Origin of the sequence: Actinomadura geliboluensis (assembly GCF_005889745.1) — a bacterium.
GTDB classification, from domain to species: Bacteria; Actinomycetota; Actinomycetes; order Streptosporangiales; family Streptosporangiaceae; genus Spirillospora; species Spirillospora geliboluensis.
Genome location: NZ_VCKZ01000254.1, coordinates 1 through 13,935 on the forward strand (window position 1 = coordinate 1; position 13,935 = coordinate 13,935).

General features: G+C 72.2%; 11 protein-coding genes. 5 read left to right on the plus strand and 6 right to left on the minus strand.

Annotated features, from left to right (window positions below; translation table 11 throughout):
- Positions 1 to 481: 2-thiouracil desulfurase family protein (locus tag ETD96_RS28745; protein WP_138639624.1), on the minus strand; the 481-nt coding region annotated here is incomplete at its 3' end.
- A gap of 122 nt (positions 482 to 603) precedes the next feature.
- Between ETD96_RS28745 and ETD96_RS28750 the strand changes: the two genes are divergently transcribed.
- The gene (locus tag ETD96_RS28750) at positions 604 to 1,824 is read left to right on the plus strand and encodes a PP2C family protein-serine/threonine phosphatase (RefSeq protein ID WP_138639625.1); all 1,221 of its coding nucleotides are present in this window, start codon (positions 604 to 606) and stop codon (positions 1,822 to 1,824) included.
- A 3-nt stretch (positions 1,825 to 1,827) separates the two neighbouring features.
- Here ETD96_RS28750 and ETD96_RS28755 read toward each other — a convergent pair whose 3' ends face one another.
- The 4 genes from ETD96_RS28755 to ETD96_RS28770 all read right to left on the minus strand — a co-directional run bounded on the left by ETD96_RS28755 (position 1,828) and on the right by ETD96_RS28770 (position 6,152).
- Positions 1,828 to 2,646, minus strand: a complete 819-nt coding sequence (locus ETD96_RS28755) for an SDR family NAD(P)-dependent oxidoreductase (protein ID WP_138639626.1) — start codon at positions 2,644 to 2,646, stop codon at positions 1,828 to 1,830.
- 131 nt (positions 2,647 to 2,777) lie between these two features.
- Entirely contained in the window at positions 2,778 to 4,319 is a 1,542-nt protein-coding gene (locus tag ETD96_RS28760; RefSeq protein ID WP_138639627.1) for a flavin-containing monooxygenase, read from the minus strand.
- Between the two features lie 2 nt (positions 4,320 to 4,321).
- A complete protein-coding gene (locus ETD96_RS28765) occupies positions 4,322 to 5,323 on the minus strand; it encodes an AurF N-oxygenase family protein (protein WP_138639628.1) in 1,002 nt (333 codons plus the stop codon).
- An 85-nt stretch (positions 5,324 to 5,408) separates the two neighbouring features.
- On the minus strand, positions 5,409 to 6,152 hold the full coding sequence (locus tag ETD96_RS28770; RefSeq protein WP_240808300.1) for a TetR/AcrR family transcriptional regulator: 744 nt from the start codon (positions 6,150 to 6,152) through the stop codon (positions 5,409 to 5,411).
- Between the two features lie 228 nt (positions 6,153 to 6,380).
- Between ETD96_RS28770 and ETD96_RS28775 the strand changes: the two genes are divergently transcribed.
- The 3 genes from ETD96_RS28775 to ETD96_RS28785 all read left to right on the plus strand — a co-directional run bounded on the left by ETD96_RS28775 (position 6,381) and on the right by ETD96_RS28785 (position 10,947).
- Positions 6,381 to 7,151 carry an ABC transporter ATP-binding protein gene (locus ETD96_RS28775; protein ID WP_205719502.1) on the plus strand — a complete coding sequence of 257 codons (771 nt, stop codon included), beginning with the start codon at positions 6,381 to 6,383 and terminating at the stop codon, positions 7,149 to 7,151.
- Positions 7,148 to 9,658, plus strand: a complete 2,511-nt coding sequence (locus tag ETD96_RS28780) for an ABC transporter permease (protein ID WP_138639630.1) — start codon at positions 7,148 to 7,150, stop codon at positions 9,656 to 9,658. The genes ETD96_RS28775 and ETD96_RS28780 overlap by 4 nt, the downstream gene beginning before the upstream one ends.
- A 77-nt stretch (positions 9,659 to 9,735) precedes the next feature.
- A complete protein-coding gene (locus ETD96_RS28785) occupies positions 9,736 to 10,947 on the plus strand; it encodes a pyridoxal phosphate-dependent aminotransferase (RefSeq protein WP_138639631.1) in 1,212 nt (403 codons plus the stop codon).
- Position 10,948: 1 nt separating this feature from the next.
- On the opposite strand, the gene ETD96_RS28790 is transcribed toward ETD96_RS28785, so the two are convergent.
- On the minus strand, positions 10,949 to 12,994 hold the full coding sequence (locus tag ETD96_RS28790; RefSeq protein WP_171069279.1) for an ATP-dependent DNA helicase: 2,046 nt from the start codon (positions 12,992 to 12,994) through the stop codon (positions 10,949 to 10,951).
- Positions 12,995 to 13,149: 155 nt separating this feature from the next.
- On the opposite strand from ETD96_RS28790, the gene ETD96_RS28795 reads away from it, so the two are divergent.
- Positions 13,150 to 13,935 (plus strand): DUF4192 domain-containing protein (locus ETD96_RS28795; RefSeq protein WP_138639632.1); only part of this gene is annotated, 786 nt, incomplete at its 3' end.

Consider the following 13,935-nt stretch of genomic DNA (forward strand, 5'->3'; position numbering starts at 1 on the left):
GAGCTGTCAGGTGGGCCTGGACGGCTTCCAGGTCGTCCTCGCTGAAGACCTCGATGCCGGCGCGCTGGAGCAGGGCGGTCGTGACGCCCGTGCCGGGGTGGTGCGCGCCCGTGAAGGTGCCGTCGTAGATCCGGTGGCTGCCGCAGGAGGGGCTGCCCTCCTTGAGCAGGGCGATGCGGGCGCCGGAGCGGCGGGCGGTCTCCAGGGCGAGGCGGGCGCCGCGGAGGAACTCCTCGGTCACGTCCTCGCCGCCGCCGGTGAGGATGCGGGCCGTGCCGTCGAGGACGTCGGCTCCGTCGCCGCCGACGATCTCGGCGGGCGGGCGGGGCACGGGCAATCCGCCCGATACTTCGGGGCAGAATGGGATGAGGCGGCCTTCCGTCCGCCACTGGTGGAAGAGGTCGCCCCCGACCGGCTTGGCCGCGCCGTCGTAGCGGACGCGCCGCCCCGCCAGACACGAGCTGACCAGGATGCGTTCCATGGCGTCCAGCCTATGTCGGCCGTTTCGCGAAGGGCACCGCCGTGTTCTGCGTCACCTAGTGGATCGGTCCGCAGAGCTCGGGTAATAGTTGCAGAACATCAACTAACGAACATATGGGTGGAATGTTGGAGAACTCAGCGGGCACCGGGGACCGGGCCGCCCGCGAGCTGGAGCGGATCCGGGCGATCACCGATGAGGCGTTCGCCCATATGGACGTGGACGAGTTCCTCGACACGCTGCTCGACCGGCTGCGCCGGATCCTGAACGTCGACACCGCCGTCGTGCTGCTGCTCGACCGGCAGCGGCGCTTTCTCGTGGCGACGGCCGCGAAGGGCATAGAGGAGGAGGTCAGCCAGGCGGCGCACGTCCCGGTCGGGCAGGGGTTCGCCGGGCGCGTCGCCGCGGAGCGGCAGGCCGTCTACATCGCGGACGTGCCGACCGCGGGCGTGTTCAATCCGCTGCTCGTGCAGCGGGGGCTGCGGTCGCTGCTCGGCGTGCCGCTCATCGGCGGCGGCTCGCTCGTCGGCGTCCTGCACGTCGGAACGCTCGTCCCGCGCCGGTTCACCGAGGACGAGATCGAGCTCCTGCGGCTCGCGGCCTCGCGCGTCGCGATGGCCGTGCAGTCGCTCACGAGCCGCGCCGAGCGCGCCGGCGCGCGGGAGCTGCAGCGCAGCCTCGTGCCGGCCGCGCTCCCCGACATCCCCGGCGCCGAGCTGACCGCGCGCTACCGGCCCGGCAAGGCCAGCGTCGGCGGCGACTGGTACGACGTGTTCACGCTCCCGTCCGGCGAGATCGGCATCGTGATGGGGGACGTCGCGGGGCACGGGCTCGGCGCCGCCGTCGTGATGGGGCGGATGCGCAGCGCGCTGCGGGCGTACGCGCTGGAGAGCACCGACCCCTCCGAGGTGCTGCGCAGGCTCGACCGGAAGATGCAGCATTTCGAGCCCGACGCGACGGCGACCGTGCTGTACGCCGTGTTCGACCCCGGCCTGCGGCGGGTGCGGCTGTCGTCGGCCGGGCACTGCCCGCCCATCCTCGCGCTGCCCGGCGAGCCCGCGCAGCCCGTCGAGGCGAAGCCGGACGTCCTCATCGGCCTCGGGGACGACATGCCCCGCGAGACCATGACGCTCGCGCTCCCGCCGGGCGCGCTGCTGTGCTTCTACACCGACGGGCTGATCGAGCGGCGGGACGCGTCGCTGAACGCCGGCATCGAGCGGCTGCGCCGCGCGGTGTCGGCGGGCCCGCCCGAGGACGTCGGCGCCGCGGTGATGGCGGCGCTGATCGGCCGCGAGCAGGCCGAGGACGACGTCGCGCTGCTGATCATCCGCCGGCTGCCCGGCTGACCGTCACTTCCCGGCGCGGATCCGGCCGACGGCGAGCTGGGCGACGCGGACGGCGGCGCCCGGGTTGAGGCGGACGCCGCGCCAGGCGAGCCGGCCGTGCGCGGGCGCGACGATGAGCGCCTGGTTCTTCGCGACGCCGCGCATGATGTCGCGGGCCAGTTTCTCCGCCGTGTAGAGGCGCGGGGACGCCTTGGCGATGTCGCCGGTCGCGTCGCCGCTGAGCGCCGTCTCGGGCAGGTCCGGGTTGACGTTGTGCAGCAGCGGGGTGTCGACGAAGGACGGGCAGACGACGCTGACCTTGACGCCGCGTCCGGCGGCCTCGGCGCGCAGGCCGAGGGAGAGGCCGACGACGGCGTGCTTGGTGGCGGTGTAGGGGATGCCGATCGGCATCGGGACGAGGCCCGCCAGCGACGCGGTGTTCACGATGTGGCCGGAGCCCTGCTCCAGCATGATCGGGTAGGCGGCGTGGACGCCGTGGACGACGCCCTTGAGGTTGATGTCGATCGCGCGGTTCCAGTGGTCGAGGGTGAGCTCCTCGGCCAGCCCGCCGATCGCGATGCCGGCGTTGTTGAACACGAGGTCCAGCCGGCCGTGCTCGGCCTTGACGCCTTTGTAGAGGTCGGCGACGGCGTCGGCGTCGGTGACGTCGAGGGCGGCGGAGGACGCCTTGCCCCTGCCGAGGGTGTTCAGCTTCTCGGCGACCTTCGCCGCGCCGTCGGCGTTGACGTCGCTGACGACGACGGTGTCGCCGCGCGCCACCAGGGACGTGGCGATCGCACGGCCGATGCCGGATGCGCCTCCGGTCACGATCGCGATGCTCATTGCGCGCTCCGCTCGATGAACCGCGGGCCCGGGCCGCATGGGGGCGACCCGGTTCGCGGTGGCTAATTGGATGAGATGTTCAATTACGGGGGATTGTAGGGGGCGGGCGGTGCCCGCCGATACTCGCGCCGCTACAAGGCGGAGGCGGCCGGCTCGTCCCGGCGCCCGGTGTCCCGCTCGATCTGGAAGTCGCCGGGGTCCAGCCGGCGGGTCCGCAGCCAGAAGTTCAGCGTGGACGCCGGCCACGCGGCCCGGTTGACGCCGGCGCGGTCGAGGTACCAGCTGTCGCAGCCGCCGGCGACCCAGACGGCCCCCTCCGACTTGCGCTGCACCCACTGGTTGAACCGGTCCTGGACGGACGGCTTCACCGAGATCCGCGCGCCGCCCGCCGCGTCCAGCATCGCCAGGGCCTGCAGGACGTAGCGGACCTGCGCCTCGATGATGAAGATCATCGAGTTGTGGCCGAGCCCGGAGTTGGGCCCGAGCAGCAGGAACAGGTTCGGGAAGCCCGCGACCGCGACGCCGAGGTGCGCCTCGATGCCGTCCTTCCAGGCGTCCTGGATCTTCAGCCCGCCGCGGCCGACGATGTGCGCGCCCTCCATCGCGTCGGTGACGTGGAAGCCGGTGCCGAAGATGATCGCGTCGACCTCGTGCTCGCGGCCGTCCCGCGTGACGATCGAGTGCTCGCGGACCTCGGCGATGCCCTCGGTGGTCAGCTCCACGTTGGGCCGCATCAGCGCCGGGTAGTAGTCGCTCGACACCAGCGTCCGCTTGCAGCCCATCGTGTAGTCGGGGGTGAGCTTGCGGCGCAGGTCCCGGTCGGGGACCTGCCGGGCGAGATGCCACCGGGCGAGGGAACTGGCCGCCTTGAGCAGCCGCGGGTTCTTGAACCCGAGGACGAAGCTCTCCTGCATCAGGTAGATGCCGTTGCGGTAGCCGCGCTGGACGAGCGGGACGCGCCGGAACAGCGCCCGCTCCACCGCGGTGACCGGCCGGTCGGGCTTCGGGAGGATCCACGGCGGCGTCCGCTGGAACACCGTCAGGTGCCGGACCCGCTTCGCGATCTGCGGGACGAACTGGATCGCGGACGCGCCCGTCCCGATCACCGCGACCCGCTTGCCGGTCAGGTCGTAGGAGTGGTCCCACTGCGCGGAGTGGAACGTCGCCCCCTCGAACGAGGCGAGCCCCGGCAGGTCGGGGATGCTCGGATGGTGCAGCGGGCCCATGCCCGCGACCAGCGCCCGCCCCCGGACGACCTCGTCGCCGTTGACGGTCACCTGCCAGGTGTCGGTGGCGTCGTCGTACTCCGCCCCGGTCGCCTCGGCGTTGAACCGGATGTGCTGCGCCAGCTCGTACTTGTCGACGATGTCCTTGATGTACTGCAGCAGCTCCGCCTGCTTCGGGAACATCCGCGACCAGTCGGCCTTGGGCTCGAAGGAGTAGGAGTACAGCAGCGACATGATGTCGCACGCGCAGCCGGGGTAGGTGTTCTCCCGCCACGTCCCGCCGACCTCGTCCGCCTTCTCCAGGATGACGAAGTCGTGCACGCCGGCCTTCTTCAGCCCGATCGCCATGCCGAGGCCGGAGAAGCCCGTCCCGACGATGACGACCTTGTACGGGCCGCCCGGCCCCGCCGCCGGCGTCACCACGGCGGGGTGCTGAACCGCCGCCATGCTCAGGCGGCCTTGGCGGATTCGACGGTGCGGCGCTGCTTGGGCTCGTCCCAGATGCCGAACGCCTTCCACACCCGCTTGTTCACCGGGTCGATCACGTTCAGCTCGGCCATCAGGTCGCGGATCTTGCCGACCGAGTTCGAGATCTCCGCCTGCGACGCGTCGTTGCGGTAGGCGGCGCGGACGACGTCCTTCGGGATGTTGAAGTGCCGCACCATCGGCCCGGGCGGGGACAGCATGATCCGCGCCATCACGCCGAGCACGACGGGGGTGGCCAGGCCGAGGATCCGGCGGCGCATCGGGTGCATGTTCGGCACCCGGTGCTTGAGGTAGTGCCGGGCGAACGAGATGTGCCGGGCCTCCTCCGCGATGTGGATCTTCATGATGGTCTCTTCGAGCGGGTGCTTGATGTGCCCGCCCTTGAGGGACTTGCGCTGGACGTAGTCGATCGGGTCCTCGCCGCCGAGCACGAACACGAAGAACATCTCGGTGCTGACCAGCGGGATCCACGGCGCGGCCTGCGCGATGAGGCTGAGCGAGCGCGGCATGCCGCGGATCGGCATCTTCGTCCGGTTCACGAACTCCTGGAACATCATCCCGTGGTGACATTCCTCGGTCGTCTCGTGGTAGACGTACCGGAACTCGGGCCGGCCGTTCGGCAGCCGGTAGGCGTAGTTGAGCAGCCCGCGCTTCAGCAGGTTCTCGAACTGCAGCCCGATCTTCATCGCGGTGGCGACGCGCCACAGCCCGATCTGCGCCTGGATCTCCGGCGGCTGCGCCTGGTACCAGGCCGTCTCGCCGAGCCGGTCGAACGGCGGCAGGACCCAGCGCGGGTCGTTCTTGTCGACCGTGAACTCGGGGTCGTCCCAGGGGATGTCGGCGTAGGCCTCCCAGTGCTTGTCCACCGACGCCTTGTTCAGGCGGTCGATGACGCCGAGGTACGACTTCTTGTCCTTGACCTGCTCGCGGACCTCGTCGGCGAGTTCGGTGGGGGCTTTCGGCATGTGAGGCGCTCCCTCGGGGTGATGCGGCCGGCGCGTACCGATCGCGGGCCGGCGGTGGTGCGGGGGGTGGAGTCGTCGGAGTGGGTCACACGGATTGCCGCGCGGGCGCGTCCGGCGCGGCCGGCTCGGGTGCGTCCGGTGCGGACGCCTGTGCGGGGGTGTCGGGCATGGGCGCGCCCGACGGCGCCCCCGGCTGCGGGACGATCAGCTGCGCGACGTCCTTGACCTGGCGCAGCACCGCGGCCTGGTGGCCTTCGGCATCGTCGTCCAGTGCGTTCTGTATGGAGAGCCCGACGAACATCGCGAACAGGGCGCGCAGCATCGTCGGGGCGAAGTCGGGGGGCAGCGTGTTCTGGGGGAACAGCCGCTCGAAGGTCTCCAGGATCACCTGGAGGATCCGCTCGTTCAGGTCGATGCACAGCGGCCGCAGCTCGTCGTCGGTGCGGGCCGCCACGGCCAGCTCCATGAGGGCCTTGGCGGGACGGCCGCGGAACACCTCCCACAGCAGGTCGAGGGCGCCCGAGACGTTGCGGCGCTCCGCCGGGAGTACGGCGAACGCCGTCTCGTACGCCAGGCGCTGCGCCTCCAGGAGGTGCTCCAGCGCCGCCGCGACGAGGACCATCTTCGTCGGGTAGTGGTGCTGCTGCGCGCCGCGCGACACGCCCGCGCGGCGGGCCACTTCCGTGGTGGACGTCCCGGACCAGCCGAGGTCGACCAGGCACTCCATGGTCGCCTCCAGGAGCCGGGCCTGGGTGCGCGACCGGCGTTCCTCCTGCGTGCGGCGGCTGGAGGAGCCGTGCCGGTGTCGTCGGCGGCTGCTTACTGCCATGGCTCGAAGGTACGAGCGCGGATACAAGCAATCAAGCCTGCATGTATGTTGCCCGCATCACAATTGGACATCGCGTCTTATTGATCTTCGCGGCGGGACCGGGCGGACGCCGCGGGCGGATACCCCGGCGGAGGTAGCCGGGGCGGGGCCGGGTGCGTCCGGGGGAGCAGCGCGGGTGCCTCTCCTCGCCCGACGACGGGCGGCATGGCGCGCGGCCACGATCCCGGCATGGGAAACGCAGCAGAGGCAAGACGAACGGTCGGCGAAGTCGACGGCGGCGCCCGGACCGAGCACCTCGGCAAGGTGTACGGGTCCGGTGACATGGCGGTGCGCGCGCTCGACGACGTCACCATCGAGTTCCCGGACGGGCGGTTCACCGCCATCATGGGCCCGTCCGGCGCCGGCAAGTCCACGCTCATGCACTGCGTGGCAGGGCTGGAGGACGCGACGTCCGGCAAGGTCTACGTGGGCGGCCAGGAGCTCGGGGCGCTGTCGGACCGGCGGCTCACCAAGCTCCGCCGCGAGCGCATCGGGTTCGTGTTCCAGGCGTTCAACCTGATCCCGACCCTCACGGCGCGCGACAACATCCTGCTCCCGCTCACGCTGGCGGGGACGAGCCCGGACGGGGAGTGGCTGGACACCGTCGTCCGCGTCCTGAAGCTGGGGGACAGGCTGTCGCACCGGCCCGCGGAGATGTCGGGCGGGCAGCAGCAGCGCGTCGCGCTGGCGCGCGCGCTCGTCACCCGTCCGCAGATCGTGTTCGCGGACGAGCCGACCGGCAACCTCGACTCCCGCACCGGCGCCGAGGTCCTGGCGCTGCTCCGCAACGCCGTGGACGACCTCGGCCAGACCGTCGCGATGGTCACGCACGACCCGGTCGCCGCGGGGCACGCCGACGCGGTCGTGTTCCTCGCCGACGGCCGCATCGTCGACGTCATGGACGCCCCCACGCCCGACCGGGTGCTGGACCGCATGCGAGGGCTGGGAGACCACTCATGACCGGGCTCGTCTTCAAGGAACTGTGGGGACGCAAACGCCGACTGGTCGGCTCCCTGGTGGCGGTCTTCCTCGGCGTGACGTTCCTTACCGGGACGCTCGTCCTCGGCGACACGCTCGCGGCGAGCATCGACGGCTACTTCTCCAAGGCGTACGGCAGCACGGACGTGACCGTGCGGAACGCGACCAAGGTGAGCGACGCGCCGTGGGGCGCGCGCGGGGAGATCGACGCGTCCCTTGTGGACACGGTGCGCCAGGTGGACGGCGTCGCCAACGCCGAGCCCACCATCCAAGGGTCGGGTCAGCTGCTCGCCAAGGACGGCACCACGATCCAGTCGCGCGGCCCGCGGACGGCCGGCAACTGGGTGACCGACCCCGAACTCAACCCGTACCACCTCGTTTCCGGACGTGCCCCGCGCGCGCCCAACGAGGTCGTCGTCAACAAGATGTTCGCCGACCAGGGAGACCTCAAGGTCGGCGACCGCACGGCGGTGCTCACCCCGCAGAAGGTCCCGGTGACCGTCGTCGGCATCAGCAAGTTCGGTGACGAGGACGCGTTCGGCGAGACGTCGTTCACGGCGTTCTCGCTGGAGGGCGCCCGCCAGTACGTCGCGAAGGGGACCGACCGCGTCGGCGGCGTCGCCGTCCGCGCCGAGGACGGCGTCAGCCAGGCCGAACTGGCGTCCCGCATCAAGCCGGTCCTGCCCGCCGGGGTGGAGGCCGTCACCAACAAGGCGCAGGTCGAGGAGGGCATGAGCCTCGTCGAGAGCGGCTTCCTGCGGGTGTTCCGGATCGTGCTGGCCGCGTTCGGCGGGGTCGCGCTGCTCGTCGCCGCGTTCTCCATCCACAACACGTTCGCGATCACGATGGCGCAGCGGACCCGCGAGTCGGCGCTGCTGCGCGCCCTCGGCGCCGGGCGCCGCCAGGTCGTCGCGATCGTCGGCTTCGAGGCGCTCGTCGTCGGCGGCGCCGCCACCCTCGCCGGGCTCGTCGGCGGGCTCGGCTTCGCCGCCCTGCTCCGGTGGCTGTTCATGCAGTTCCGGATCGGGATCGCGATGGAGGGCCTCTCCGTCGCCGCCACCTCGATCCTCATCGCGGTTCCGGTCGGCCTGGTGGTCACCCTGGTCGCGGCGCTCGGGCCCGCGCTGAAGGCGTCCCGGACGCCGCCGCTGGCGGCGCTGCGCGAGGTCGCGGCCGAGGCGTCCCGGCCGACCGACACCCGGATCATCGTCGGCGGCGTCTTCGCCGCCGTCGCCGCCGGGACCGTCGTGTTCGGCGCGGTCACCGAGCAGATGGCGATGGCGGCCGCGGGCGCGGTGGTCACCGTCGCGGCGATGGTCGTGCTCGGGCCGGTCGCCGCCCGCCCGGTGGCGGCCCTCATCGGCGGCCCCGCGGCGCGGCTGCGCGGCGTCCCGGGCCGGCTCGCCCGCGACAACGCGTCCCGCAGCCCGGCCCGCACCGCCGGCGCCGCGACCGCGCTGATGATCGGCGTCGGCGTCGTCTCGCTGATGACGGTGTTCATCGGGTCGCTGGGCGCGTCCCTGGAGAACAGCGTCGCCGGATCGTTCAAGGGGTCGCTCGTCGTCAACGCCGGCAACAACGAGACCGGCGGGTTCAGCACCCGGCTCGTGCAGGACGCCGCGCGGCTGCCCGAGGTCCGGGAGATCGCCGGGGCCGGGACCGGCAGCATGCGGGTGGACGGCGACCCCTCGACCGTCAGCGTCGCCGACCCGTCCGCCCTCGGCCGCGTCCTCGACCTGGACGTCACCCAGGGCGCCATGAAGGACGCCGGTACGTTCGCGGTGTCGAAGAGCGTCGCCGACGACAAGGGCTGGCGCGCCGGTTCGCAGGTGGGCGTGACGTTCGCCGACGGCACGTCCCAGCAGCTCACCGTAGGCGCCGTCTACGAGAACACCGACCTGACCGGCGACTACCTCGTGCCGCGCACCGTATGGGACGCCCACACCAGGCAGCCCTTGGACACGAGGGCGTTCGTCGAGCTGCGCCCAGGCGCGTCGGCCGCCGCCGCTACCCGCGCCCTGACCCGGCTGAGCGCGGCGTACGGTGCTCCAGAGGTCCAGACGCGCGACGACTTCGTCGCCTCGCAGACGGAGGAGCAGCAGGGGTTCATCACCGTCGTCTACGGGATGCTGATCCTCGCCATCGTCGTCGCGCTGCTCGGCATCGCCAACACGCTGTCGCTCGCCGTCCACGAACGGACCCGCGAACTCGGGCTGCTGCGCGCGGTCGGCGCGACCCGCCCGCAGATCAGGTCGATGGTCCGCTGGGAGTCGCTGATCGTCGCGCTGTTCGGCACCGCCGGCGGGATCGGGCTCGGGCTGTTCCTCGGCTGGGGGCTGGGCAGCGCCCTCGGCAACCCGTTCGCCCCGCCCGCCGTCCAGCTGGCGGTCATCGCGCTGGTCGGAGCGGTGGCGGGGGCGCTCGCCGCGATCCGCCCCGCGCGGCGCGCGGCGCGGCTGGCGATCCTGTCCGCGATCTCCGCGCCGTGACGCGCGCCGTCCCCGTTCCTCCCGCCACGCCGGGGGGAACGGGGATTGCGGGCGCGGGCCGCGGATAAGGTAAATCCATGCAGGTCAACCAGTCGGGGAAGCTCACCAACGTCTGCTACGACATCCGCGGGCCCGTGCTCAAGCGCGCCAAGCAGCTGGAGGCCCAGGGCAACAACATCCTCAAGCTGCACATCGGCAACCCGGCCCCGTTCGGATTCGAGGCCCCGCCCGAGCTGCTCCAGGACATGGTCCGCAACCTGCCGGACGCGCACGGCTACAGCGACTCCAAGGGCATCCTCCCCGCGCGCCGCGCCATCGTGCAGCGCTTCGAGGACAACGGCGTCACCGACATCGACGTCGAGGACGTCTACCTCGGCAACGGCGTGTCCGAGCTGATCGTCATGACCCTGCAGGCGCTGCTCAACGACGGCGACGAGGTCCTCATCCCCACGCCCGACTACCCGCTGTGGACGGCCGCGGTCTCCCTCTGCGGCGGCACGCCCGTCCACTACCTGTGCGACGAGGACGACGGCTGGCAGCCGAGCCTGGACGACATCGAGGCCAAGATCGGCGACCGCACCCGCGCGATCGTCATCATCAACCCGAACAACCCGACCGGCGCCGTCTACTCGCGCGAGGTCCTCACCCGCGTCGTCGAGGTCGCCCGCCGCCGCAACCTGCTGGTCTTCGCGGACGAGATCTACGACCGGATCCTCTACGACGAGGCCGAGCACGTCCCGATCGCCTCGCTCGCCCCCGACCTGCTGTGCCTCACCTTCGGCGGGCTGTCGAAGAACTACCGGGTCGCCGGGTTCCGGTCCGGCTGGGTCGTGCTGTCCGGGCCGAAGGAGCACGCCGAGTCCTACATCGAGGGCCTGGACATCCTCGCCAACATGCGGCTGTGCCCGAACGTCCCCGGCCAGCACGCCATCCAGGCCGCGCTCGGCGGCTACCAGAGCATCGACGACCTCGTCCTGCCGACCGGCCGCCTCGGCGAGCAGCGCGACCGCGCCTGGAAGCTGCTGAACGACCTGCCCGGCGTGTCCTGCGTCAAGCCGCAGGGCGCCCTCTACGTCTTCCCCCGCCTGGACCCCGAGATGTACCCGATCGAGGACGACATGCGCTTCGCCCTCGACCTGCTCGAACAGCAGAAGCTGCTCATCGTCCAGGGCACGGGCTTCAACTGGCCGGCCACCGACCACTTCCGCGTCGTCACGCTCCAGTACGCCGACGACCTGGAGGACGCCGTCGGCCGCATCGGCGACTTCCTCGCCGGCTACCGCCGCTGAGTCACTCCGCGGCGGCCGCGTCGAGGCGGCGCAGCGCGCCGCGGACCACGTCCGGGTCGGTCGTCGCCCAGAACGGCGGCAGTGAGTTCTTCAGGAAGCCGCCGTACCTGGCCGTGGCCAGCCGCGGGTCGAGGACGGCGACGACGCCGCGGTCGTCCATCGACCGCAGCAGCCGGCCCGCGCCCTGCGCCAGCAGCAGCGCGGCGTGCGTCGCGGCGACCGCCATGAACCCGTTGCCGCCGCGCGCCGCGACCGCCCGCGACCGCGCCGACGACACCGGGTCGTCCGGGCGCGGGAACGGGATGCGGTCCATGATGACCAGCTGCAGCGACGGGCCGGGAACGTCCACGCCCTGCCAGAGCGACAGGGTGCCGAACAGGCACGTCCGCTCGTCCTCGGCGAACTGCTTCACCAGCAGGGAGGTCGAGTCCTCGCCCTGGCACAGCAGGGGGTGGGACAGGTGGTCCTTCAGCTCGTCGGCGGCCTGCCGCGCCGCCCGCATCGAGGAGAACAGGCCCAGCGTGCGCCCGCCCGCCGCCTCGATCAGCTCGGTGATCTCCGTCAGGTAGGCGTCGGCGAGGCCGTCCCGCCCCGGCTGCGGCAGGTGCCGCGCGACGTACAGGATGCCGGCCTTCCGGTGGTCGAACGGCGAACCCGCGTCGAGCCCGGACCACACGACCTCTGTCTGCTCGCCCTTCTCCGTCGCGGTCTGGGCGAGCCCTTCCGCGGCCGTCTTGGCGTCTTTCGGCGCCTTCTCGTCCAGCGGCGGCAGGCCCCACTGCCGGGCGAGCGGCTCGAACGACCCGCCGAGCGTCAGCGTCGCCGACGTCAGGATCGCGGTGCGCTGCTCGAACAGCGTCGCCCGCAGCAGGCCGCCGACCCCGATCGGCGCGACGTGCAGCGCCGGCGGGCGCTTCGGGCGTCCGTCCGGGACGAACGGCTTCTCCACCCACACCACGTCGAAGCGCTCGGCCATCTCGGGCTGGAACGCCTCCAGCATCCGCACCGCCGTGTCGTGCAGGTCTTCCAGCGACGACCGGGCGGCCTTGCGCGCGGCCATGTCGCCGGGATCCGACTCCTTCTTGTCGGGGCCGAGCGCTGTGATGCAGGCGTGCGCGGCGTCCCGCACGACCACCAGGGTGTTGCCCAGGGCGCTCGGTAGGACGTCCATACGCCCTTGGGGCAGATCCTCCAGAAGGATGCCGAGCCCCTCCGCGGCCTCTTTCAACCGGTCGGCGACGGCCTCCTCGATGAGACGCCCGCACCGCCGCGCGGCTGTCTCGACGCCGACCCCGCTCAGGTCGCCGGTGGCGACCGACGTCACCCGGTCGACGAGCTCGTGCGCCTCGTCCACCACCACCACGTCGTGCTCGGGCAGGACCTGGAACTCCTCCAGGGCGTCGATGGCCAGCAGCGCGTGGTTGGTCACCACGATGTGCGCCTCACCGGCCTCCGCCCTCGCCAGCTCGGCGAAGCACTCGGTCCCCTGCGGGCACCGCTGGGCGCCCAGGCACTCCTTCGCCGTGACGGCCACCTGCCGCCACGCCTGCTCGCTCACCCCCGGGACCAGCTCGTCCCGGTCGCCGGTGCGGGTCTCGTCCGCCCACTCGTTCAGCCGCTTGACCTGGCGGCCCAGCGTCGACAGCTGCTGCGGGTCGAACAGGCTCGGCCCGTCGTCCTCCTCGGGCACGCCCGTCTGCACCCGGTGCAGGCACAGGTAGTTGCGGCGCCCCTTCAGGATCGCGAACTTCAGCTCCGTGCCCAGCATGGGGCCGAGAGCCTCCGCCAGCCGGGGCAGGTCGCGGTCGACGAGCTGCCGCTGCAGCGCGATCGTCGCGGTCGACACCACGACCGTCGTCTGCTTCTCCACCGCGTACCGGATCGCGGGCACGAGGTACGCGAGCGACTTGCCGGTGCCGGTGCCCGCCTGCGCGGCGAGATGCTCCCCGGACTCGATCGCCCTCTCCACCGCCCGCGCCATCTCCACCTGGCCGGGGCGCTCGGCACCCCCGATGGACGCGACCGCCGCGGCGAGCAGTGTCGGCATGTCCGGAATCTGGGTATCGCTGGCGTTCAGCAGATCAGGGGCGGGCACGCCGCCCAACGCTACCGCCCCCGGCGGACACCCACGTCCGCCCCGAGGTTATCCACAGTGCACGGAATTCTCACCGGGCACTTCCGCGCCCTGCGACCGTCGACGGCATGGCACCTCTCGTGATCCGCACCGCCCATGACGCCATCGCCGCCGTCCCCTACCTGCTCGGCTTCCACCCGGCCCGCAGCCTCGTCGTGATCGGCTTCGACGGCGGTCGCGGCATATGCGCGGTACGGCTCGACTTACCGGCCGCCGACGGCGGCCGGGCGGCCGCCGTCCTCGCCGCCAACGGCTACGCCCGCTCCCTCCTCCTCGGCTACGGCCCCGCCGCCGAGGTCGAGGCGGCCGCCACCCCGATGCGGGAAGCCCTCGCCGCGGCCGGCGTCCCCGTCGCCGAGGCGATCCGCGTCGCCGCCGGCCGCTGGTGGTCGCTCACCTGCCACGACGCCTGCTGCCCGCCCGAAGGCACCCCGTACGACATCTCCGCCAGCGCCGTCGCCGCCCAGGCGACCTACGCCGGCCACGTCGCGCTGGCCGACCGCGACGAACTCGTCCGCTCCGTCCAGCCCTTCGACGGCCCCGCCCGCGCCGCCATGCGCGCCGCCACCGCCCGAGCCGAGCGGCACCGGGCCCGCACCCCTTCGGTGGAGGAGGACCTCGCCCGCCTGCTCGCCCTGCTCGACCACGCCCGCGCCAGCCCCACCGACGACGAGGCCGCCTGGCTCGGCCTCCTGCTCACCGACCTGCGCTTCCGGGACGAGGCATGGATCCGCATCGACGAGGACGCCCCCGCCGCCGACATCGCCTTCTGGCGCGACATCCTCCGCCGCGTCGAGGAGTGTATCACTTCGAGACCAAGCGGACGCGATGGTCCCGGCCGTCCTCCCGCCAGG